This window comes from Micromonospora sp. NPDC023814, from assembly GCF_040639595.1.
In the GTDB taxonomy this organism is placed as follows: domain Bacteria; phylum Actinomycetota; class Actinomycetes; order Mycobacteriales; family Micromonosporaceae; genus Micromonospora.
The window spans coordinates 104,506-123,217 of the sequence record NZ_JBFAAF010000004.1 but is presented as its reverse complement, the minus strand read 5'-3'; the positions used below and the strand labels follow the sequence as shown (position 1 = coordinate 123,217).

The window sequence follows — 18,712 nt, the reverse complement described above, 5'->3', positions numbered from 1 at the left end:
GCTGCCGCTCGGCGGCGACGCCCGCGGTCGGCCGGGCGCCCTCAGTCATAGATCGCCTCCACCAGCCAGTGCCCGGCCTCCACCGCGAGCAGCAGGGCCGTGCCGTCGGCCAGGCAGACCTGGAACCGGGCCCGGCGGCGGGCCTCGGCCGGCGCCCACCAGCGCTCGTCGACCGGCCACGGGCCGGCCCAGCCGACGATCTCGGCGGGCCGCGCGGTGCCCACGGTCAGCCGGGCCGGCGCGGCGCTGACCTGGAGCCGCGCGCTGACCACGACCGGCTCGCCGGCGGCGTCGTGCACGGCCGCGGCGAGCGGGTCGGGCAGCACCACCGCCGGCGCGGGCGGCGGCAGCCGGCCCGGCCACGGCGGCTCGCCCGACCGCGCCGACGGCCGGCCCGACAGCGGCGACGGCCGGTCCGACAGCGGCGACGGCCGGTCCGGCAGGGACGACTGACCCGGCCGGTCCGACGGCCCGTCCGGCAGGGGCGGTGGGCCGGGGCGGGCCGGCAGGCGTTCGTCCCCCCACGGCACCAGGCGCACCTGGTCGGCGGGCGAACGGCCGCCGCCGAGCACCGCGGTGACCACAGCCTCGGGGCCGAGGATGCCCTGCACCCTGCTCAACGCCCGGTGCGCCCGCTCCCGCTCCTCGCCGGCCTCCCCCCACAGGCCGGGTTGCAGGCCGGCCTGGGCGATCACCCCGTCGGGGACCAACCGCAGCCGGATGATGCCCGCCGTCGGCCGGGCCGGGCGGGCGCCGCCCCGGCCGGCGCCACCGGACAGCCAGCCGTCGAGCTGCCAGCGCACCCGGTCCGCGATGGCGGCCGAGCTGAGCAGCCCGTCGTGCCGCCAGACCCGGTGCAGCTCCTGGCCGTGCGCGGTGACTGCCTCGATGCCGAGGCGGGTGCAGGCCAGCCCGTGCGCGGCGAGCCGGTCGTGCAGCCGCTCGGCCAGCGCCCGGGCGGCGAAGGCCGCCGTGTCGACCCGGTCGAGCGGCTCGTCGTGGTCGGCGGTGACCGCGAGGTCGGCCGGAGGCTGCCGGACGGCGAGTGGACGGTGGTCCCGCCCGGCGGCCAGCCGGTGGGCGAGCGCGCCGTCGAAGCCGAACCGGGCCAGCACGTCGCCGGAGGGCAGCGCGGCGAAGTCACCCAGGGTGCGTACGCCGAGCCGGCGCAGCAGGTCGGTCAGGGCCTGCCGGCCGAGCGCCTCGACCGGCAGGTCGGCGAGGAACCGCGGTGTCGCGCCGGGCGGGACGACCTGCCCGGCGCGGGCGGCCAGCCCGGCGGCGAAGACCCCGTCGGCGATGCCGACCTGGCTCTCCACCGCGCACGCCTGGGCGACGTGCTCGACGATCCGCTCGGCGGCCGCCTCCTCTCCCCCCAGGTAGCGGCTCGGCCCCCGGGCCGCCACCGCACACGCGCCGGGACGCACCACCTCGACGCCCGCGACCAGCTCCTCGACCGCGGCGACCACCGGCTCGAACGCCCGGGCGTCCCGCCCCGGGTCGTACTCGACCACGGCGAGCTGCGGGCAGCGCCCCTGCGCCTCCCGTTTGCGCAGCCCCCGGCGCACCCCCTCGGCGCGCGCCCGCTCCGAGCAGGCGACCACCCGGTTGGCGTGCAGCACGGCGACCGGGCCGGTGGCGGGCACCCCGTCGACGATCTCGGCGGCGAGCACCGGCCAGTCCGGGCACCAGAGCAGCAGGGTCCGCACCGGCGCACCGGTCATGCCGGACCGACCAGGGTGAGCGGGCCGCGCCGGGAGGTGTCGGCGGACGAGACGGCCGGCGGGGCGGACACGGTGGACGCGGCGACCGGGCGGAGCCGGCCGGCGGCCGACCGGCCGGTGACGGACCCGGCGGCAGGGCCGGGGGCGGAGCGGGGAACGACCCGGGTGAGCCCGTCCCCGGGCAGCCACATCCTGATCTCCTTGGGGCGGGCGGCGGCCCCGCGCCCACGCGCCGAGACGGTGACCTCGCGGCGGCGCAGCCGGCCCCGGCCCGTCCCGAGCCCCTCCCAGGCTCCCCGGACCACCTGGAGGGTCACGTCCGCGCCGTCCCACCGCCCGTACGGGACGAGGACGCTGCCCCGTTGCCGGGCCCGGGCGGCCAGCCGGTTGGCGACCGAGGCGGAGACCGTCGCCGGCACGGCGGTGACCACGACGTCCACCCCGTCGATCAGCGCGGCGACGACGGTGGCCCACTCCGGGCCCGGATGGGGCACCAGGGCGAGCCGGTCCAGGGCGATGCCGAGCTCGGCGGCCGCGCCCGCCCCGAACGTCGGCACCCCCACCACGGCGCACCACGAACCGGCCCGGGACGCCTCGGCGAGCAGCGCCAGGACCAGCGAGGTGCCGCCGCTGCGCCGGGGTTGACCGGTGGCGACCGCGATCGTGCTGCCGCGCCGCAGCCCCCGGTTGGGCAGCAGCCCGGTCAGCTCCGGGGCCACCGGCAGCACCCGGTGACCGCCCGCCGGATCCGGCGCGCTCGCCGGACGCACCAGAGCGGCCAGTGCGGCGGAACCGACCACCATCCGGCCCGCCATCGGACCTACCCCCTGTCGTGCTGTCGATCGGATGTGCGCGTGGCGCCCGGCCGCCCGGCTCCCCCCGCCGGGCGGGCCGGGCGCCACGGATCAGGCGGCGAGGCCGTCGAGCGCCGGTTGGTGGGCCACGCCGAGCGCGGCCTCCACCACCGCGACGAACTGTTCGGCGGCGCGCAGCAGGTCGTCGGCCTCCCGGGCGGTCACGACCCGCGGGATGCCGGCCTCGGCGGCGGCGCGCTTGCCGGCGCCGAGGGCGAAGAACCGGGCCCACTCGTCGAGCTCGGGGGCGACACCGGAGAGCAGGACCCAGACGCTGGTGATCCGGTTGCGCCGGGCCGGGGTGGGACGCGCCCGGGCGGCGAGCAGGGCCGCCGCCGCGCGCAGCGCGGCCAGGTGGGCGGCCGCGTAGCGGAGGCCGTCGGGGCGGGTCTGGGCGGCCTCGGCCAGCCCGTGGCGGGCCACCGCGAGAAGCTGGGCGGGGGTGCGGTGCGGCAGCACGTGCGCCGGCACCGTCGGTGCCTGAGCCGGGTTGGTCGGCATGGGACTGTCTCCTCCACGTGGCCGAGCCGCCCCTGAGGGCGGAGCTGGTCCGCCGGCGGGACGCCGGGTCGAGTGGTGCGGAGGAAGACGCACCGGATGGGGCCGGCCGGGTGTGGACGCTTCCCCACACCACACCCGGCCGGCACAACCGGCGGGTTCGTCGCCCGCCGCCCGGGGGTCGTGGGCGGCGGGCGACGCTCCTGCCTGACGGGCCGGGCTCGCGACTGCCCGGGACCCAGGTGCGGCCCGCGGAGCCGCACCGCCCGGGACCGGCGCCGCGAAACACCACCCCGGGCTGTTTGGAACGGGCGTTCGAGGCAATCGAACACTCGTTCTAACTACTGCTGACAGTACACCCTCCCTCCGACGAAAATGCAACGTGTGGCGCGCGGGAGTCGGCCGGCCGTCCCCACGCGCCACGCCCTGTCGGGCGGCAGCTCCCGGCGCCCGCCGGCGCGGCCACGGCGGCGTACCGCGCCAAGCCGGGCGGGGCGACCGAGGATCCGGGGCACGCCGGCCCGAGCGGCGCACCGGCGGGCGGTGCGACCGACGTAACGACTGGTGGTCCTTACGGCCCTGACGAGGGCGGCGGTAGCCTCCGCTCGTGACAACCCCCCGCCCCGCCCTCGGGGTCGCCATGGTGCTCGGCTCGGGAGCGCTGTTCGCCGTCAACGGCACGGTCTCCAAGCTGGTGCTCCGCGCCGGCCTGGACGCACCGCAGCTCACCCTGCTGCGCGCCGTCGGCGCCGTCACCGGGCTGCTGGCCCTGAGCCTGCTGCTGCGCCCGGGGGCGCGCCGGCTCCGGGTCACCCCCCGCCAACTGCCGCTGCTGATCGGGTACGGGCTGACCGGCTTCTTCGCCGTGCCGATGCTCTACTTCGTCGCCATCTCCCGGCTGCCGGTCGGGATCGGGCTGCTGTTCGAGTACACCGCCCCGCTGCTGGTCGCCCTCTGGGCCCGGTTCGGCCAGCGCCACCGCGTACGCCCGCGGCTCTGGGCCGGCCTGGCGCTGAGCCTGCTCGGCCTCGGCTGCGTGGCCGAGGTGTGGGGCGAGCTGAAGCTGGACGGCCTCGGCGTGCTCGCCGGCCTCGGCGCCGCGGTCTTCCTCGCCGGCTACTACGTGCTCGGCTCGCACGGCGTGGCGCGACGGGACACGCTGTCGCTGTGCACCTGGGCCTTCGGCGCCTCCGCCGTGGCGGGCCTGCTCACCCGCGCCGTCACCGTGGGCGCCGGCGGCTGGGAGCCGCTGACCGCCGACACCGACCGGGGCGTGCCGGTGGCGCTGCTCTGCGGGTACGTGGTGGTGCTCGGCTCGATCGTGCCGTACCTGCTGGTCGCCGGGGCGATGCGGCACCTCCCGGCGACCAGCGTCGGGATCGTCGGCATGGTCGAGCCGGTGATCGCCTCGGCGGTCGCCTGGGTCGTCCTCGGCGCCGGCGAGGCGCTCAACACCGCCCAGCTCGCCGGCGGGCTCCTGGTGCTGGTCGGCGTCGCGCTGGCCGAGACGGCCCGGGTCGCCGCGCCCCGGGCCACCGCGCCGCCCGCGCCGGACGCCGTCGCCGTCCCCCGCTGAGCCGACCGGAGCGGCCGGCCCACGACCCCGGCCCGCGACGCCGTGCCGGCCGCGCCCTGCGCGAAGGGAGCCGGCGTGGCCGGGTGCGCCGGCGGCGGGCGTACCGGGAAGAATGGCGGCATGCAGCCACACCCGAACGTACGGGCGGTGCAGGACGTGCTCGACGCCGCAGGCGCGCGGGACGGGTCCGGCGCGCCGAGCGCCGTCCGCCTGCTGCCCGACGCGGTCCACACCGCCGCGGCCGCCGCCGAGTCGCTCGGCGTCGGGGTCGGCCAGATCGCCAACTCGCTCGTCTTCGAGGCGGACGGCGCGCCGCTGCTGGTGCTCACCTCCGGCGCGCACCGGGTGGACACCGCCGGCCTGGCCGCGTCCATCGGGATCACCCGGCTGCGCCGGGCCACCCCGGACTTCGTCCGCGCGCACACCGGGCAGGTGATCGGCGGGGTCGCCCCGGTCGGCCACCCGCGCCCACTGCGCACCCTGGTCGACACCGCCCTCGAGCGGTACGACGAGATCTGGGCGGCCGGTGGCGTCCCGCAGGCGGTCTTCCCCACCACGTACCGGGAACTGCTGCGGGTCACCGGCGGCACGCCGGCCGAGGTGGCGTGAGCGAGCGGAGCGAGCGAACCATCGGGCTCAGCAGCGTGGCGCCTCGCGCCGCCGTCGAGCAGAGCGAGGCGGTGGCGTGAGCGAGCGGAGCGAGCGGACCATCGGGCTCAGCAACGGCACCGACGGCGTGGACGGCGTCCCGGGGCTGGTCACCCTGCACGTGTGGCGCACCTCCCGCGCCGCGCTGCCCCGGGCGCTGACCCGGATGGCGGTCGACCCCCGCCGACTGCGCGCGCTGCCCGGCGTACGGTTCGGCAAGCTGCTCGGCACCGGGACCGGCACCGGCTTCGGACCAGGCGACGCCGACCTGACCCGGTGGGCGGCGCTGACCGTGTGGGACTCCCCCGCCGCGTCCGCCCGCTTCGACGACTCGCCGGTGGGGCGCGCCTGGGCGCGTCTCTCCCGCGCGGCCGTCCGGGTCGACCTGCGCCCGCTGAGCAGCCGGGGCGAGTGGTCGGGCCGCCGGCCGTTCGGGGAGCCGCCCGGCGGCCGGGTCACCGGCCCGGTGCTGGCCCTGACCCGGGCCCGGCTGCGCCCCCGGCGGGCAGTCACCTTCTGGCGGGCGATCCCCCCGGTGGCCGCCGCGTTGCACGCCGCGCCCGGCCTGCTGGCCCGGTTCGGCGTCGGCGAGGCCCCGCTGGGCTGGCAGGGCACGGTGAGCGTGTGGCGTGACCCGGCGGACCTCGTGGCGTTCGCGTACCGTCACCCGGAGCACCGCGCCGCGATCATGCGGACCCCCACCGAGGGGTGGTACGCGGAGGAACTCTTCGCACGGTTCGAGGTGCGCGACGTGGTCGGTGACCGGGCGGTGCTGGGGTGGGTCGCGGACGGCGGCCCGGGAGCGGTGGAGGGTGCACGGTCATGAGGTTGGTGCGGTGGACACCGGACGATCTCGTCCGGCGGCTGGACGACGTGGTGGCCGTCTACGGCGAGGCGATGGGGTACCGCACCGACCTGCTGGAGGCGCGGCGCGGCTACATCGCCACCCACGTACGCCGGCCCGGCTTCCGCGCCGTCGCCAGCCTGACCAGCGAGGGTCACCTGGCCGGCTTCGGCTACGGCTACCTCGGCGCCCCCGGGCAGTGGTGGCACGACCAGGTGTGGCGGGCGCTGCACACCCCGGCCCGGCAGCGCTGGCTGACCGACTGCTTCGAGGTGGTGGAGCTGCACGTCCGGCCGCCCGCGCAGGGGCACGGCCTGGGCGCGGGGCAGCTGCGGGCCCTGCTCACCCTGGCGGAGGGGACGACCACCCTGCTCTCCACGCCGGAGGCCGACGAGCAGCGGTCCCGGGCCTGGCGGCTGTACCGCCGGTTCGGCTTCGTCGACGTCCTGCGCCACTTCCACTTCCCCGGCGACGAGCGCCCGTTCGGCGTGCTCGGCCGGGACCTGCCGCTGGAGCCGCCGGCGCCCGCCCCGCCCGGCCGGCCCGGTCGGGCCGCGCCGTGACCCGGCGGCTGTCCTGGGCGCTGCTGGCCGTGCTGGTGCTGGCGCAGATCTGCTACCCGCTGACCACCGGGCAGACCCGGGCCCGGCTGACCGTCGCCACCGTCGTGCTCGGCTACCTGCTCTCGGTCGGCCACGCGCTGCTCAGCCGGGGCCCGCGTACGGCGGCGGCGCTGGTGGCGGTGGCCACCGTCGGCGGATTCGCCATCGAGGCGCTCGGCGTGGCCACCGGCTTCCCGTTCGGCGGCTACGACTACTCCGGCGAGCTGGGGCCGAAGCTGGCCGGAGTGCCGCTGATCATCCCGCTGGCCTGGACGTGGATGGCCTGGCCGGCCTGGCTGGCCGCCACCCGGCTGACCGGCGGCGACGCCGGAGACCTGCCGGGGCGCCGGGGTGACGCCGGGGGCCGACCGGGACGCCGGGGCGGCCGGTTCCCCGTCCGGCGGATCGCGCTGGCCGCCGTCGGGCTGGGCGCCTGGGACCTCTTCCTCGACCCGCAGATGGTGGCCGAGGGCTACTGGGTCTGGCGGGACGCCACCCCCGCGCTGCCCGGCCTGCCCGGCATCCCGGTGAGCAACTACCTGGGCTGGCTGCTCTTCGCCGTGCTGATGATGGGCGCGCTGCGCCCGCTGGCCGGGCCCGCCGTCGCCGGCACCGACGGGCGGGACCACCCGATGTTCGCGCTCTGGCTGTGGACGTACTTCTCCAGCGTGCTGGCCCACGCGGTCTTCCTCGACCTGCCCGCCTCGGCGCTGTGGGGCGCGGCCGGCATGGCGGTGGCCGCCGTGCCGCTGGCGGTGACGCTGGTCCGCTCCCGCCGCGACGACCGGATTCAGCCCCGTCAGCCGCAGCGCCCCGGCGTCGACGCGACGGCATGACCGCCGCCCTCGCGCTGCTGCTCGGCGTCGCCGCGTTGACCGCGCACACCCTGGTCAACGCCGGCCGCTGGCTGCGCCGCCCGACCGACCGGCCGGCGCCGGTCACCGAGCCCGTGGCGGTGCTGCTGCCGCTGCGCGACGAGGCCGGGCGGGTCGCCCCCTGCCTGCGCGCGCTGCTCGCCCAGCGGGGCGTGCCGGCGCTGCGCGTCGTGGTGCTCGACGACGGGTCGACCGACGGCACGGCGGAGGTGGTCCGCGCGGTGGCCGGCGACGATCCCCGGGTCACCCTGCTCGACGGGGTCGCACCGCCGCCGGGCTGGCTGGGCAAGCCGCACGCCTGCTGGCAGCTGGCCGCCCGCGCCGACCCCACGGCGACCGTCCTGGTCTTCGTCGACGCCGACGTGGTGCTCGCCCCGGACGCGGTCGCGGCGGCGGTCACCGAGCTGCGCGCCGCGCGGGTGACGCTGCTGTCTCCGTACCCCCGGATCCTGGTGGCGACGGCGGCCGACCGGCTGGTCCAGCCGCTGTTGCAGTGGCTGTGGCTGACCTTCCTGCCGCTGCGGGCGATGGAGCGCTCGCCGCGGCCGTCGCTGGCCGCCGCGGGCGGGCAGTTCCTGGTGGTGGACCGGGCGGGCTACGACGCGGCCGGAGGGCACGCCGCAGTAGCGGACAGGATCCTGGAGGACATCGAGCTGGCCCGCGCGGTCAAGCGGGCCGGCGGCCGGATCGCCCTCGCCGACGGCTCCCGGCTGGCCGCCTGCCGGATGTACGAGGACTGGCCGCAGCTGCGCGACGGCTACACGAAGTCGCTCTGGGCGACCTTCGGCCACCCGGGGGCCGCCGCCGCGGTGGTGGTCCTGCTGCTCCTGCTGTACACCGCTCCCCCGCTGCTGGCGGCGGGCGCCCTGGCCGCCGGCACGCCGGCGGTGGCCGCCGCGGCGCTGGTCGCCTACCTGCTCGGGGTGGCCGGGCGGGTGGTCAGCGCCCGGGCGACCGGCGGGCGGTGGTGGCCCGACGCGCTGGCACACCCCGTGTCGGTCGTGGTCCTCGGCTGGCTGACCCTGCGGTCGTACCATCTGCGGAAGCGGCGACGCCTGTCCTGGCGCGGCCGCCCCGTCACCTAGGGAGGCGCGGCATGGCGCGGATCGTGGTCGTCGGCGCCGGGGTGGGCGGGCTGGCCACCGCCGCCCGGTTGGCCGCCACCGGGCACGAGGTCACCGTGCTCGAACGCGCGGACACGGTGGGCGGCAAGCTCGGCCGGTACGTCCACGACACCCCGGCCGGCCCGTTCCACTTCGACACCGGGCCGAGCCTGCTCACCCTGCCCGACGTCTTCCACGACCTGTTCGAGGCGACCGGCGCGAAGCTCGACGAGTACCTGGACCTGGTGCCGGTGGACCCGATCGTGCGGCACGTCTTCCCCGGCGGCGGCCCGGCCCTCGACTCGTGCGCCGACCCGGCCGAGTTCGCCGCCCGGATCGGCGCGGCCTTCGGCGACCGGGCCGCGGCGGACTGGCAGCGGCTGTGGCGCCGGGCCGCGCGGGTCTGGCAGGCGTCGCACCAGGACGTCCTGCGCCGCCCGATCGGCTCCCCGCTGGACCTGGCCGCGCTGGCCTGGCGGCTGGGCGACCTGGCCGCCATCGGGCCCGGCCGGACGCTGCGCGGGCTGGGCCGGCGGCACCTGTCCGACCCCCGGCTGCGGATGCTGCTCGACCGGTACGCCACCTACACCGGCGCCGACCCGCGCCGCGCGCCGGCCGCGCTGGTCGCCGTGCCGTACGCCGAACTGGCCTTCGGCGGGTGGTACCTGCGCGGCGGGCTGGGCAGGCTCGCCGACGCGCTGCTGACCCGCTGCCTGGACCTCGGCGTGGTCGTGCAGACCGGCGCCACGGTCACCCGGATCGACGCCGCGGGCGGCCGGGTGCACGGCGTACGCCTGCGCGGCGTCACCGCGCCGGTCCCCGCCGACGTGGTGGTGGCCAACGTCGACGCGCTGACCCTCTACCGGGACCTGCTGCCCAGCCCGCGCCGGCTGGCCGGGCTGACCGACCGCAGCCTGGCCGGCTTCGTGCTGCTGCTCGGCGTCGCCGGGGGCTCGGGGCTGGCCCACCACACCGTGTTCTTCCCCCGCGACTACGACGCCGAGTTCGACGCGGTCTTCGGCCAGCCGGGGCGCGGCGTGCGCGCCCGACCGGCGGCGGACCCCACCGTCTTCGTCACCGTGGCCGACGACCCGATGGTCCGTCCGGCCGGCCACGAGGCGTGGTTCGTGCTGGTCAACGCGCCCCGGCACGGCACCGCCGCCGGCGCGGTCGACTGGCGCCGGCCCGGCCTCGCCGAGGCGTACGCCGACCGGGTCCTCGACGTGCTGGCCGAGCGCGGCGTCGACGTGCGGGACCGGCTGGTGTTCCGGGAGGTCCGCACCCCGGCCGACCTGGCCGACGCGACGGGCGCCCCGGGCGGGTCGATCTACGGCACCGCCGGCGGCCTGCTCCGGCCGGCCAACCGGGGCCCGGCGCACGGGCTGTGGCTGGTCGGCGGCTCCAGCCACCCCGGGGGCGGCCTGCCGATGGTGACGCTCTCCGCCCAGATCGTCGCCGACGAGATCGGCCCCGCCTGGTAGGGCCGGCTGATGTAAGGAAGGGCACCTTCTTAACGCCTGAGGTAGAGGAAGGGCCCCTTCCTCACACCTCGGCAGCCCGGTCAGCCGGCGTCGATCAGGGCGCGGCGGACGGCGGAGAGGAGCTGGCCCAGCCCGAAGCCGGCCAGCAGCACCCAGACGGCGGTCGCCATGGTGATGGTGCCGGCCGCCAGGTCCGGCTCGATCAGCCCGGTCAGCCCGGCCAGCAGGAGCCCGACCAGGGCGACCGAGACCCGGGTGGGGCGCTCCCCCACGGTCACCGCGCCGATCTCCCGCATGCCGGCGGAGACCGCGCGGGCGCGCACGTACTCGTGCAGCCAGGAGAGCGCGCCGGCGGTCGCGACGAGCGCCCCGGGCGCCCCGATCAGCCAGAACGCGGCCAGCCAGGCGACCTCGCCGAGCCGGTCGGCCAGCGAGTCGTAGACGTAGCCGAGCCGGGTGGTGCGGTTCGTGGCCACCGCCACCGCGCCGTCGACGCTGTCCGCCACCGCGGCGAGCAGCACGAACAGCGCCCCGAGGAAGGGGCCGTCCTGCGGCCGTACGGCGAACAGCGGCACGCAGGCGCAGAGCAGCACGCCGACCACGGTGACCGGCGTCGGGCCGACCCGCAGCCGGCCCAGCACGAACCCGACGTGGTACGCGAACCGCAGCCAGGCGCGGACTACCGGGGCCGCCGCCCGCGGGTCGAAGCCCCCGTGCAGCCGGGCCCAGGCCGTGGCGTACTCGTCCCAGTTCAGCTGTGTGCCCACCACCGATCAACCGTCGCAGCGGCGCTCAGGTGTCGCGGCGTGTGCGGTCACACCCGCGCGCCGACCTGGAGGTTGTGCCAGACCTCGCGGGTCGAGGTGGAGCGGTTGAGGGTGATGAAGTGGATCCCCGGCACGCCCTCGTCGAGCAGCCGCCGGCACATCTCGCTGGCCTGCTCGACGCCGAGCCGGCGCACCGCCTCCGGGTCGTCGGCGATCGCCGCGAACCGCTCGGCCAGGGCCGGTGGGAAGGGCGCCCCGGAGAGCTGCACGGAACGCTCGATCGTGCCGATCTGGGTCACCGGCATCACTCCGGCCAGGATCGGGGTGTCGCAGCCGGCCGCGGCGACCCGGTCGCGCAGCCGAAGGTAGTCGTCGGCGTCGAAGAACATCTGGGTGATCGCGAACTCGGCGCCGGCCCGGCACTTGCGGACGAAGTGCTCCGTGTCGCTGGCCACGTCGGGCGAGCGCGGGTGCTTGTACGGGAACGCCGCCACCCCCACGCTGAAGTCGCCGGCGTCGCGCACCAGGCGGACCAGGTCCTCGGCGTAGAGCACGCCCTCGGGGTGGCGGACCCACTCGCCGCCCGGGTTGCCCGGCGGGTCGCCCCGCACGGCGAGCACGTTGCGCACCCCGACCCCGGCGAGCCGGCCGATGACGTGGCGCAGCTCGGCGACGGAGTGGTCGACCGCGGTCAGGTGGGCCATCGGCAGCAGGGTGGTCTCGGTGGCGATCCGCTCGGTGACCGCGACCGTGGTGTCGCGGGTCGACCCGCCCGCGCCGTAGGTGATCGAGACGAACGAGGGACGCAGCGACTCCAGCTCGCGGATCGCCTGCCACAGCAGCCGCTCGCCCTGCTCGGTCTTGGGCGGGAAGAACTCGAACGAGAAGGTCGGCTGGTGGTCACGGATCAGCTCCCCGATCGCCGGCTGCGGATTGGGGAGGACCGAGGGAAGACCGAGCGCCACCCCACGACTCTAGCGGGCGGGGCACGCCGCGCCGGAGACCTTCCCACAGCGGGGGACGCCGGCGGCACGCGGGTCGACGCGCCCCACCGCACCGGGACCGGGCGGCCGGCGCCGGTCGACGCCCGCCCTGCGGCTCGGGGGCCGAACGGTCCGCGCGGGGGCGGTGCCCGAGCCGCAGGGCGCCGACCACATCCCGGACCCGCCTGCCGGGAGACAGGTCGCCGGCGCGGGGCGGCCCCGGGTCCGCCCGGCCGGGCCCGGAAAGCGTCGTACCCCCGGAGTAGTCATGGTGCAGCGCGGGGCGGGCCGGCCGGAGGGCGACCTGTCGGGGGCACGCGCGGGGGTCAGCCTTCCACCGGTGACGCACGGGTCCCGTCCGGGCCCGCGCCACCGCCCGCGCCGACGCCCCGCCCGGAGGACCGATGACGCCGCCCCCACCCGCTCCGCAGCTGCTCGGGCCGCTGCTCGCCCAGCTCCGGCTGGCCCGGGGCTGGAGCCAGTTGCGCCTCGCGGTCGAGCTCTGCGCCGCCTCCGGGGTGCCGACGCTCAGCCGGCACGAGGTCTCCCGGTGGGAACGGCAGCTGCGCGTCCCCGGCGAGTTCTGGCTCGGCTGGCTCGCCGTCGTCCTCGCGGTGCCGCTCGACCTGCTGGCCGACGCCGCGGCCCGGACCCGGCGCCTCGGTCCGCCGCCGTCCTTCGGCGGGTCCCGGTCCCGGGCGGCGCTGCTCGCCCTGGCCCAGCGCTGGCTGGTCGACCCGCGCGCCGCGCTGCTGCCCGGCGCGCCCGCCCGACCGACCGACGACCCGGGCGACGCCGAGACCTGCCCGGCCGGGTCCGGGCAGCCGGCCGACGACGGGGACCGCCCAGTCGGGTCCGGCGCACCGCCTCGGATCCCGGCCCGGCCGGCGGCTCCGGTGGTGGCCGACCGACCCGGGCCCCACCCGGCCCGGCCGCGTGCCCGGCCGGCAGGGCTGGCGGAGCTGCGCCGGCTCGACGACCTCGCCGGCGGGGCCGACCTGGCCGGGCTCGGGGCGTACCGGCTGGGGCGGGCGGTGCGGGCGCTGGCGGGATGCGGGCCGGCCGCGCGCCGCCGGCTGCTGCCCGAGCTGGCCGAGTCGGCCCAGCTCGCCGGCTGGCTCGCCGCCGACGCCGGGGACGCGGCCGGCGCGCTGGACGCCTACCGGTTGGCGTTGCGCGCCGCCGCGACCGCCGGTGACCCGGCGTTCGCCGGGCACGTGCTCGGCTCGGCCAGCCACCTGCTCGCCGGCGTGGGCGACCCGGAGGGCGCGCTGGTGCTGGCCCGCACGGCGTACGCCGGGGCGCGGCCGTGGGCCACCCCCGGCCTGCGCGCCCTGCTGCTGCACCGGGTGGCGCTGGCCGCAGCGACCGGGGGTCGGGCCGGGGCGGCGCGGCAGGCGCTCGAGGCGGCCCGCCGCGTGACCGGCGCGCCGGAGCCGGGCCGGGAGCCGCCGTGGCTCTACTGGCTCGACGGCCTGGAGCTGGCGGCGATGGCCGGGCGCACGCTGGTCGCGCTGGGCCGGCCGCGCCCGGCCGAGGCGCCGCTGCACGCCGTCCGGCAGCCCGGTCGCCCGCGCACCTCGGCGATCTACGGCGGCTGGCTGGCCCGCGGCTACCTCCAGCTCGGCGAGGTGGAGCGGGCCTGCGCCGTGGCCGGCGAGGCGCTGCTCGACGCGGTGCGCGCCGGGTCGCCCCGGGCGCTGGGCCACCTGGCCGAGGTGCGGCGGCGGCTGGCCGGGCACGGCGACGAGCCGGCCGTCCGGCGCTACCGGGCGCTGGTCGCGACGGCCGGCCCGTACCTGCCCCGCCCTGGGTCGCCGCCCGGACCGGGCGGCCGGCGGGGTCCGGCGACGCGCTCGGCGCGTCGGGCCCCCGGCGGTGCGGCGGGGTCGAGCCCGACCGGCTAGCGTCGTGGGGTGACCCACGCTGCTCCCGTTTCCCCGGTCGACCGTGCCGGGCTGCGTCAACGGATCGACAAGGCCCTGGCCGAGTTCCTGGCCGGTCAGCGCACCTGGATGACCGGCGTCGACGACGCCCTGAAGCCGGTCGCCGAGGCGATCGAGGCGTTCGTGCTGGGCGGCGGCAAGCGGCTGCGGCCGGCGTTCGCCTACTGGGGCTACCGGGGCGCCGGCGGGGTGGACTCCGACCAGGTCGTCACCGCTCTCGCGGCGCTGGAGTTCGTGCAGGCCAGCGCGCTGATCCACGACGACCTGATGGACCGCTCCGACACCCGGCGCGGGGAGCCGGCGGTGCACCGCCGGTTCGCGGCCCGGCACCAGGCGGCCGGCTGGGGCGGCGACGCGAACGGCTTCGGCGACGCCGCGGCCATCCTGCTGGGCGATCTCTGCCTGGTCTGGTCGGACGAGCTGCTGCACTCCTCCGGGCTGGACCCGCGCACGGTCGCCCGCGCCCGGCCCGTCTTCGACGAGATGCGCACGGAGGTCACCGTCGGCCAGTACCTCGACGTGCTGACCCAGGCCACGGGCGACACCTCGCTGGAGCGGGCCGGCAAGGTCGCCCGCTACAAGTCGGCGAAGTACACGGTCGAGCGGCCGGTGCTGCTCGGCGCCGCGCTGGCCGACGCACCGGCCGAGGTCCTGGCGGCGTACTCCGGGTACGGGCTGCCGTTGGGCGAGGCGTTCCAGCTCCGCGACGACGTGCTGGGGGTGTTCGGCGACCCGGCCCAGACCGGCAAACCCGCCGGCGACGACCTGCGCGAGGGCAAGCGGACCTATCTGGTGGCGGCGGCCCTGGAGGCGACGGACGAGGCGGGGCGCGAGCTGCTGCTCGGCGGGCTCGGCGATCCCGGGCTGGACGAGACCGGGGTCGCCCGGCTGCGAGAGATGATCAGCGACAGCGGCGCGCTGGCGCGTACCGAGCAGCGGATCGCCGCGCTGACCGACACCGCGCTGGCCGCGCTGGCCACGGTCGACCTGGAGACCGAGGCCCGGCAGTCCCTGGTCGACCTGGCCATCGCCGCCACCCGCCGCACAGACTGACCGCGCCCCACCCACGCCACCCACCCACCCACGCCACCCCGCCCCAGCCCACCCCGCGCCGCGATCTTGCACGTTCGGCCCGAGTTTTGTCCCGTGTGCCCGGAAATGCCGGGCACAAAGTGCAAGATCCGGGGCGGGAGGGCGGGGAGGGGGCGGGAGGGGCGGGGGTTAGAAGCCGAGGGCTTGGGCGCGGCGCTTGATCTCGCGGGCCTGGTCGCCGGCGAGCGCCTTCGCCGGGTTGGCGCCGGGGAGGGTCTCGTCCGGCTCGTAGAGCCAGCGCAGCGCGGCCTCGTCGTCGTAGCCGGCGTCGGCCAGCAGGTTGAGCACGCCGGGCAGGTGCTTGAGCACGGTCTTGTTGGCCACCAGGTCGGTCGGGATCCGGCGGACGCCGTCGCGGCGCACCGCGATCAGCTCGCGGTCCCGGATCATCTGGTGGACCTTGCTGATCGACACGTCGAGGCGCTCGGCCACGTCCGGCAGGGTCAGCCAGTCGGCGGCGTCGGCGGGGCCGGCGGTCTCGGGGGCGGGCACGGCCCGGTCGGCGGGTACGGAGTCGGTCACCCGACCACCCTGCCATGCCCCGGCCGGCCGGAACCAACGGCACCCCGATGAGGCGGCTGAGCAGGTCGGACAGGCGGCGCGAGCGCGACGGGAACGCTTCCGTCGCGGCCCGGCTGTACCATCCTGTTCAACCTTCACCCTCCGGGCACATAGACTCCCTGCCGATGGACACACAGGTCGCCGACACGTTGCTGGGCTCGCTGATCGACGGGCGCTACCGCATCCGCGGTCGCGTGGCTCGTGGCGGCATGGCGACCGTGTACACCGCCACCGACGAGCGCCTCGAGCGCACCGTGGCGGTCAAGATCATTCATCCGTCCCAGGCGCCCGAGACCCAGGCCCGGGCGGCGGGCTTCGTGGAGCGGTTCACCGACGAGGCGAAGACGATCGCCCGGCTGACCCACCCGAACGTGGTCGCGGTCTACGACCAGGGCACCCACGCCGGCCTGCCCTACCTGGTGATGGAGTACGTCCGCGGCCGTACCCTGCGCGACGTGCTCGTCGAGCGGCGTCGGCTCGACCCCGACGAGGCGCTGGCCATCGCCGAGCAGATGCTCGCCGCGATCGCCGCCGCGCACCGGGCCGGGCTGGTGCACCGCGACGTGAAGCCGGAGAACGTGCTGGTCGCCGAGGCACCCACCGGCGGCACGGGCAACCTCGTCGACAGCGTGGTCAAGGTCGCCGACTTCGGGCTGGCCCGGGCGGTCGAGGCGAGCGCCGACGACGAGAACGGCAACCAGCTGATGGCCACGGTCGCGTACGTCGCCCCGGAGCTGGTCACCGAGGGGCACGCCGACCCCCGCACCGACGTCTACTCCGCCGGCATCGTGCTGTTCGAGATGCTCACCGGCCGGGTGCCGTACGACGGGGACCGGCCGGTCGACGTCGCCTGGCAGCACGTCGACCGGGACGTCCCGGCGCCGTCGACGCTGGTGCCCGGCCTGCCCAAGGTGCTGGACGACCTGGTCGCCCGGGCCACCCGACGTGATCCGGGCGCCCGGCCGACCGACGCGGGCGCGCTGCTGGCCGAGGTGCAGGTGGCCCGGGACGACCTGGGCAACGCGAACACGCGTACCGCCGTGCTGCGCCGGGTGACCGACGAGCCGGCGGTGGCCCAGCCGACGATGGTGGTCGCGGCGGTCCAGCCGGCCGAGCGGCCGGCCTGGGCCCGGCTGCCCGAGGGCGGCGCGCCGCGGGCGGGCCGTCGCCGGGCCGCGGCCGAGGAAGGCGAGAGACCGCGGTCGCGGCTGTCCGCGCTGCGCGCCCGGGTGATGGGCGACCCGCGGGGCCGGATGGCGGTCATCGCCGCCGTGGTGGTGCTGGGCCTGGTGGCCGCCGGGGGCGGCTGGTGGTTCGGGGTCGGCCGCTACACGGTGGCGCCGCAGCTGGTGACCCTGAGCAAGGCCGACGCGGAGGCGCAGGCCGCCCGCGCCGGCTTCACCCTCGCCTACGCCGAGCCGCGCTACGACGAGAAGGTCCCGAAGGACGCCGTCCTGGCGCAGGATCCGGTCTCCGCCACCCGCATCGTCAAGGGCGGCACGATCACGCTGACCCTCTCGCTGGGGCCGGAGCGTTTCCCGGTGCCCGACGTGGTCGGCAAGGAGTTCGAGCTGGCCGAGGCGGACCTGCTCGACGCGAAGCTGGTGGTGGCGAAGGGCACCGCCCGCTACGACGACAACCTGCCCGCGGGCGTCGTGGTGGACACCAACCCGAAGGTGGGCACCGAGGTCAAGCCGGGCGACAAGGTCACCGTGATCCTGAGCAAGGGCAAGGCCCCGATCTCGGTGCCGAACCTGGTCGGCAAGAGCCTGGCCGAGGCCCGGACGATCCTCGCCCAGCTGGGCCTGGTGCTGGTCGAGCCGCCCACCTACAAGGACTCCGACAAGCCCAGGGACGAGGTCCTCGGGCAGAGCCCGGCGGACGGCGCCGGGGTGGAGCGGGGCGCCAAGGTCAAGCTGGAGATCAGCAAGGGCCCGCCGCTGGTCCCCGTGCCCCGGGTCATCGACCTGCCGTGCCAGCAGGCCAAGCAGGTGCTGGAGAGCCAGCAGTTCCCGGTGGTGATCCAGTTCAACCCGAACGGCATCACCCGCTTCCAGAACCCGCCGGAGAACACGCAGGTGCCGCCGGGCACCCAGGTCACCATCGGGTGCCTGTGACGATGCCGGAACACCACGAGATGACGGCGCAGGACGAGATGACGACGCAGGACGGGACGACGCAGCACCGGCCGGTCGGCTCGCACACGCCCACCTCCGGCGGCCTGGCGAAGGCGGCCCTGCCGTACGCCGACGCGGCCGGCTCGCAGGTCGTGCAGGTCTACGTCTCCAACTCGCGGGGCTGGGCGCTGCCGGCCGGCGACCCGGCCCAGGACGCGCTGTTCCGCGACGGCTGCGGCGAGCGGGGCCTGCCGGTCTTCATCCACGCGTCGCTGCTGGTCAACCTCGGCTCCCCCACGGCCAACACGGTCGAGCGCTCGGCGGAGACGCTGGCCCACGCGCTGCGCCGGGGCCGGGCGATCGGCGCCGAGGGTGTGGTCTTCCACGCCGGCAGCGCGGTCGACGAGAGTCACGCCGACGCGGCGATGCGGCAGGTCCGCGAGACGCTGCTGCCGCTGCTCGACGAGGCGGAGGCGGCGGGCGGCCCGCGGCTGCTGGTCGAGCCGAGCGCGGGCGGTGGCCGGTCGCTGGCCTCCCGGGTGGAACGGCTCGGGCCCTACCTCGACGCGGTGGACGGGCATCCCTGGCTCGGGGTCTGCTTCGACACCTGCCACGCCTGGGCCGCGGGGCACGACCTGGCCGCCGAGGGCGGCATGACCGCGACGCTGGACACGTTGGTGGCGACGGTCGGGGCCGGGCGGCTGCGGCTGGTGCACGCGAACGACTCGAAGGACCTGTGCGGCTCGACCCGGGACCGGCACGAGAACATCGGCAAGGGCACCATCGGCGAGCCGGCGTTCGCCGAGCTGATGGCGCACCCGGCCACCGCCGGCGTCCCGGTCGTGGTGGAGACCCCGACGGAGAAGCACGTCGGCCACGCCGCCGACATCGCCACCCTCAAACGCCTGCACCCCTGAGACGTCGCCCGTCCGCCCCGGTCCGACGGGCCGGCTGGGCGGAGTTCGGCCTGCGGCGGCCCGGGCCCACGCGCCGCGATCCCCCCAGGCGCCCGCGCATCCCGGACGCGCCGCGGCCTCCGTG

At 77.4% G+C, this 18,712-nt stretch carries 17 protein-coding genes; 11 read left to right on the top strand and 6 right to left on the bottom strand.

From position 1 onward, the window contains the following. Positions 1–41 precede the first annotated feature (41 nt). The 3 genes from AB0G14_RS03375 to AB0G14_RS03365 all read right to left on the bottom strand — a co-directional run bounded on the left by AB0G14_RS03375 (position 42) and on the right by AB0G14_RS03365 (position 3,079). Entirely contained in the window at positions 42–1,724 is a 1,683-nt protein-coding gene (locus AB0G14_RS03375; RefSeq protein WP_357693262.1) for a DNA polymerase Y family protein, read from the bottom strand. Beyond that, on the bottom strand, positions 1,721–2,539 hold the full coding sequence (locus tag AB0G14_RS03370; protein ID WP_357693260.1) for a hypothetical protein: 819 nt from the start codon (positions 2,537–2,539) through the stop codon (positions 1,721–1,723). The genes AB0G14_RS03375 and AB0G14_RS03370 overlap by 4 nt, the downstream gene beginning before the upstream one ends. A gap of 90 nt (positions 2,540–2,629) precedes the next feature. Further along, positions 2,630–3,079: an SAV_6107 family HEPN domain-containing protein gene (locus AB0G14_RS03365; RefSeq protein ID WP_357693258.1), complete on the bottom strand. Its 450-nt coding sequence runs from the start codon at positions 3,077–3,079 to the stop codon at positions 2,630–2,632. 604 nt (positions 3,080–3,683) lie between these two features. Here AB0G14_RS03365 and AB0G14_RS03360 point away from each other — a divergent pair. From AB0G14_RS03360 to crtI, 7 genes are all read left to right on the top strand, one after another. Continuing rightward, positions 3,684–4,652, top strand: coding sequence for an EamA family transporter (locus AB0G14_RS03360; protein ID WP_357693256.1), 969 nt, complete (start codon positions 3,684–3,686; stop codon positions 4,650–4,652). A 120-nt stretch (positions 4,653–4,772) separates the two neighbouring features. Next, positions 4,773–5,261, top strand: a complete 489-nt coding sequence (locus tag AB0G14_RS03355) for a YbaK/EbsC family protein (RefSeq protein WP_357693254.1) — start codon at positions 4,773–4,775, stop codon at positions 5,259–5,261. 100 nt (positions 5,262–5,361) lie between these two features. Next, positions 5,362–6,126, top strand: a complete 765-nt coding sequence (locus AB0G14_RS03350; RefSeq protein WP_357693356.1) for a monooxygenase — start codon at positions 5,362–5,364, stop codon at positions 6,124–6,126. After that, complete coding sequence (locus AB0G14_RS03345; protein WP_357693252.1) at positions 6,123–6,707, top strand: GNAT family N-acetyltransferase; 585 nt, start codon at positions 6,123–6,125, stop codon at positions 6,705–6,707. Before AB0G14_RS03350 ends, AB0G14_RS03345 begins: the two co-directional genes overlap by 4 nt. Next, positions 6,704–7,582: a carotenoid biosynthesis protein gene (locus AB0G14_RS03340; protein WP_357693250.1), complete on the top strand. Its 879-nt coding sequence runs from the start codon at positions 6,704–6,706 to the stop codon at positions 7,580–7,582. Before AB0G14_RS03345 ends, AB0G14_RS03340 begins: the two co-directional genes overlap by 4 nt. Then, positions 7,579–8,706: a glycosyltransferase family 2 protein gene (locus AB0G14_RS03335; protein WP_357693248.1), complete on the top strand. Its 1,128-nt coding sequence runs from the start codon at positions 7,579–7,581 to the stop codon at positions 8,704–8,706. The genes AB0G14_RS03340 and AB0G14_RS03335 overlap by 4 nt, the downstream gene beginning before the upstream one ends. Positions 8,707–8,717: 11 nt before the next feature. Then, on the top strand, positions 8,718–10,205 hold the full coding sequence (crtI, locus tag AB0G14_RS03330; protein WP_357693246.1) for a phytoene desaturase family protein: 1,488 nt from the start codon (positions 8,718–8,720) through the stop codon (positions 10,203–10,205). Positions 10,206–10,285: 80 nt separating this feature from the next. Here the strand turns inward: crtI and AB0G14_RS03325 are convergent, their stop codons facing one another. Both AB0G14_RS03325 and metF read right to left on the bottom strand, forming a co-directional pair. Continuing rightward, complete coding sequence (locus AB0G14_RS03325; RefSeq protein WP_350685695.1) at positions 10,286–10,975, bottom strand: CDP-alcohol phosphatidyltransferase family protein; 690 nt, start codon at positions 10,973–10,975, stop codon at positions 10,286–10,288. 44 nt (positions 10,976–11,019) lie between these two features. After that, positions 11,020–11,937: a methylenetetrahydrofolate reductase [NAD(P)H] gene (gene metF, locus AB0G14_RS03320; RefSeq protein ID WP_357693243.1), complete on the bottom strand. Its 918-nt coding sequence runs from the start codon at positions 11,935–11,937 to the stop codon at positions 11,020–11,022. Positions 11,938–12,359: 422 nt separating this feature from the next. On the opposite strand from metF, the gene AB0G14_RS03315 reads away from it, so the two are divergent. Continuing rightward, positions 12,360–13,862, top strand: coding sequence for a transcriptional regulator (locus AB0G14_RS03315; RefSeq protein ID WP_357693241.1), 1,503 nt, complete (start codon positions 12,360–12,362; stop codon positions 13,860–13,862). A gap of 9 nt (positions 13,863–13,871) precedes the next feature. Beyond that, positions 13,872–14,954, top strand: a complete 1,083-nt coding sequence (locus tag AB0G14_RS03310) for a polyprenyl synthetase family protein (protein ID WP_357693239.1) — start codon at positions 13,872–13,874, stop codon at positions 14,952–14,954. Between the two features lie 168 nt (positions 14,955–15,122). On the opposite strand, the gene AB0G14_RS03305 is transcribed toward AB0G14_RS03310, so the two are convergent. After that, positions 15,123–15,485, bottom strand: coding sequence for an Rv2175c family DNA-binding protein (locus AB0G14_RS03305; RefSeq protein ID WP_357693354.1), 363 nt, complete (start codon positions 15,483–15,485; stop codon positions 15,123–15,125). A 194-nt stretch (positions 15,486–15,679) separates the two neighbouring features. Between AB0G14_RS03305 and pknB the strand changes: the two genes are divergently transcribed. Together pknB and AB0G14_RS03295 are read left to right on the top strand one after the other, a co-directional pair. Beyond that, a complete protein-coding gene (gene pknB / locus AB0G14_RS03300; protein WP_357693237.1) occupies positions 15,680–17,671 on the top strand; it encodes a Stk1 family PASTA domain-containing Ser/Thr kinase in 1,992 nt (663 codons plus the stop codon). A 38-nt stretch (positions 17,672–17,709) separates the two neighbouring features. Next, entirely contained in the window at positions 17,710–18,588 is an 879-nt protein-coding gene (locus AB0G14_RS03295) for a deoxyribonuclease IV (protein ID WP_357693352.1), read from the top strand. Positions 18,589–18,712: the final 124 nt, after the last annotated feature.

What these genes read in the sequence shown, in the direction of transcription:
- AB0G14_RS03375 (WP_357693262.1), bottom strand. Translation starts at nt 1,724, where the DNA reads ATGACCGGTGCGCCGGTGCGGACCCTGCTGCTCTGGTGCCCGGACTGG.
- AB0G14_RS03365 (WP_357693258.1), bottom strand. Translation starts at nt 3,079, where the DNA reads ATGCCGACCAACCCGGCTCAGGCACCGACGGTGCCGGCGCACGTGCTG.
- AB0G14_RS03315 (WP_357693241.1), top strand. Translation starts at nt 12,360, where the DNA reads ATGACGCCGCCCCCACCCGCTCCGCAGCTGCTCGGGCCGCTGCTCGCC.
- AB0G14_RS03355 (WP_357693254.1), top strand. Translation starts at nt 4,773, where the DNA reads ATGCAGCCACACCCGAACGTACGGGCGGTGCAGGACGTGCTCGACGCC.
- pknB (WP_357693237.1), top strand. Translation starts at nt 15,680, where the DNA reads ATGGACACACAGGTCGCCGACACGTTGCTGGGCTCGCTGATCGACGGG.
- AB0G14_RS03345 (WP_357693252.1), top strand. Translation starts at nt 6,123, where the DNA reads ATGAGGTTGGTGCGGTGGACACCGGACGATCTCGTCCGGCGGCTGGAC.
- crtI (WP_357693246.1), top strand. Translation starts at nt 8,718, where the DNA reads ATGGCGCGGATCGTGGTCGTCGGCGCCGGGGTGGGCGGGCTGGCCACC.
- AB0G14_RS03295 (WP_357693352.1), top strand. Translation starts at nt 17,710, where the DNA reads ATGACGACGCAGGACGGGACGACGCAGCACCGGCCGGTCGGCTCGCAC.
- AB0G14_RS03335 (WP_357693248.1), top strand. Translation starts at nt 7,579, where the DNA reads ATGACCGCCGCCCTCGCGCTGCTGCTCGGCGTCGCCGCGTTGACCGCG.
- AB0G14_RS03370 (WP_357693260.1), bottom strand. Translation starts at nt 2,539, where the DNA reads ATGGCGGGCCGGATGGTGGTCGGTTCCGCCGCACTGGCCGCTCTGGTG.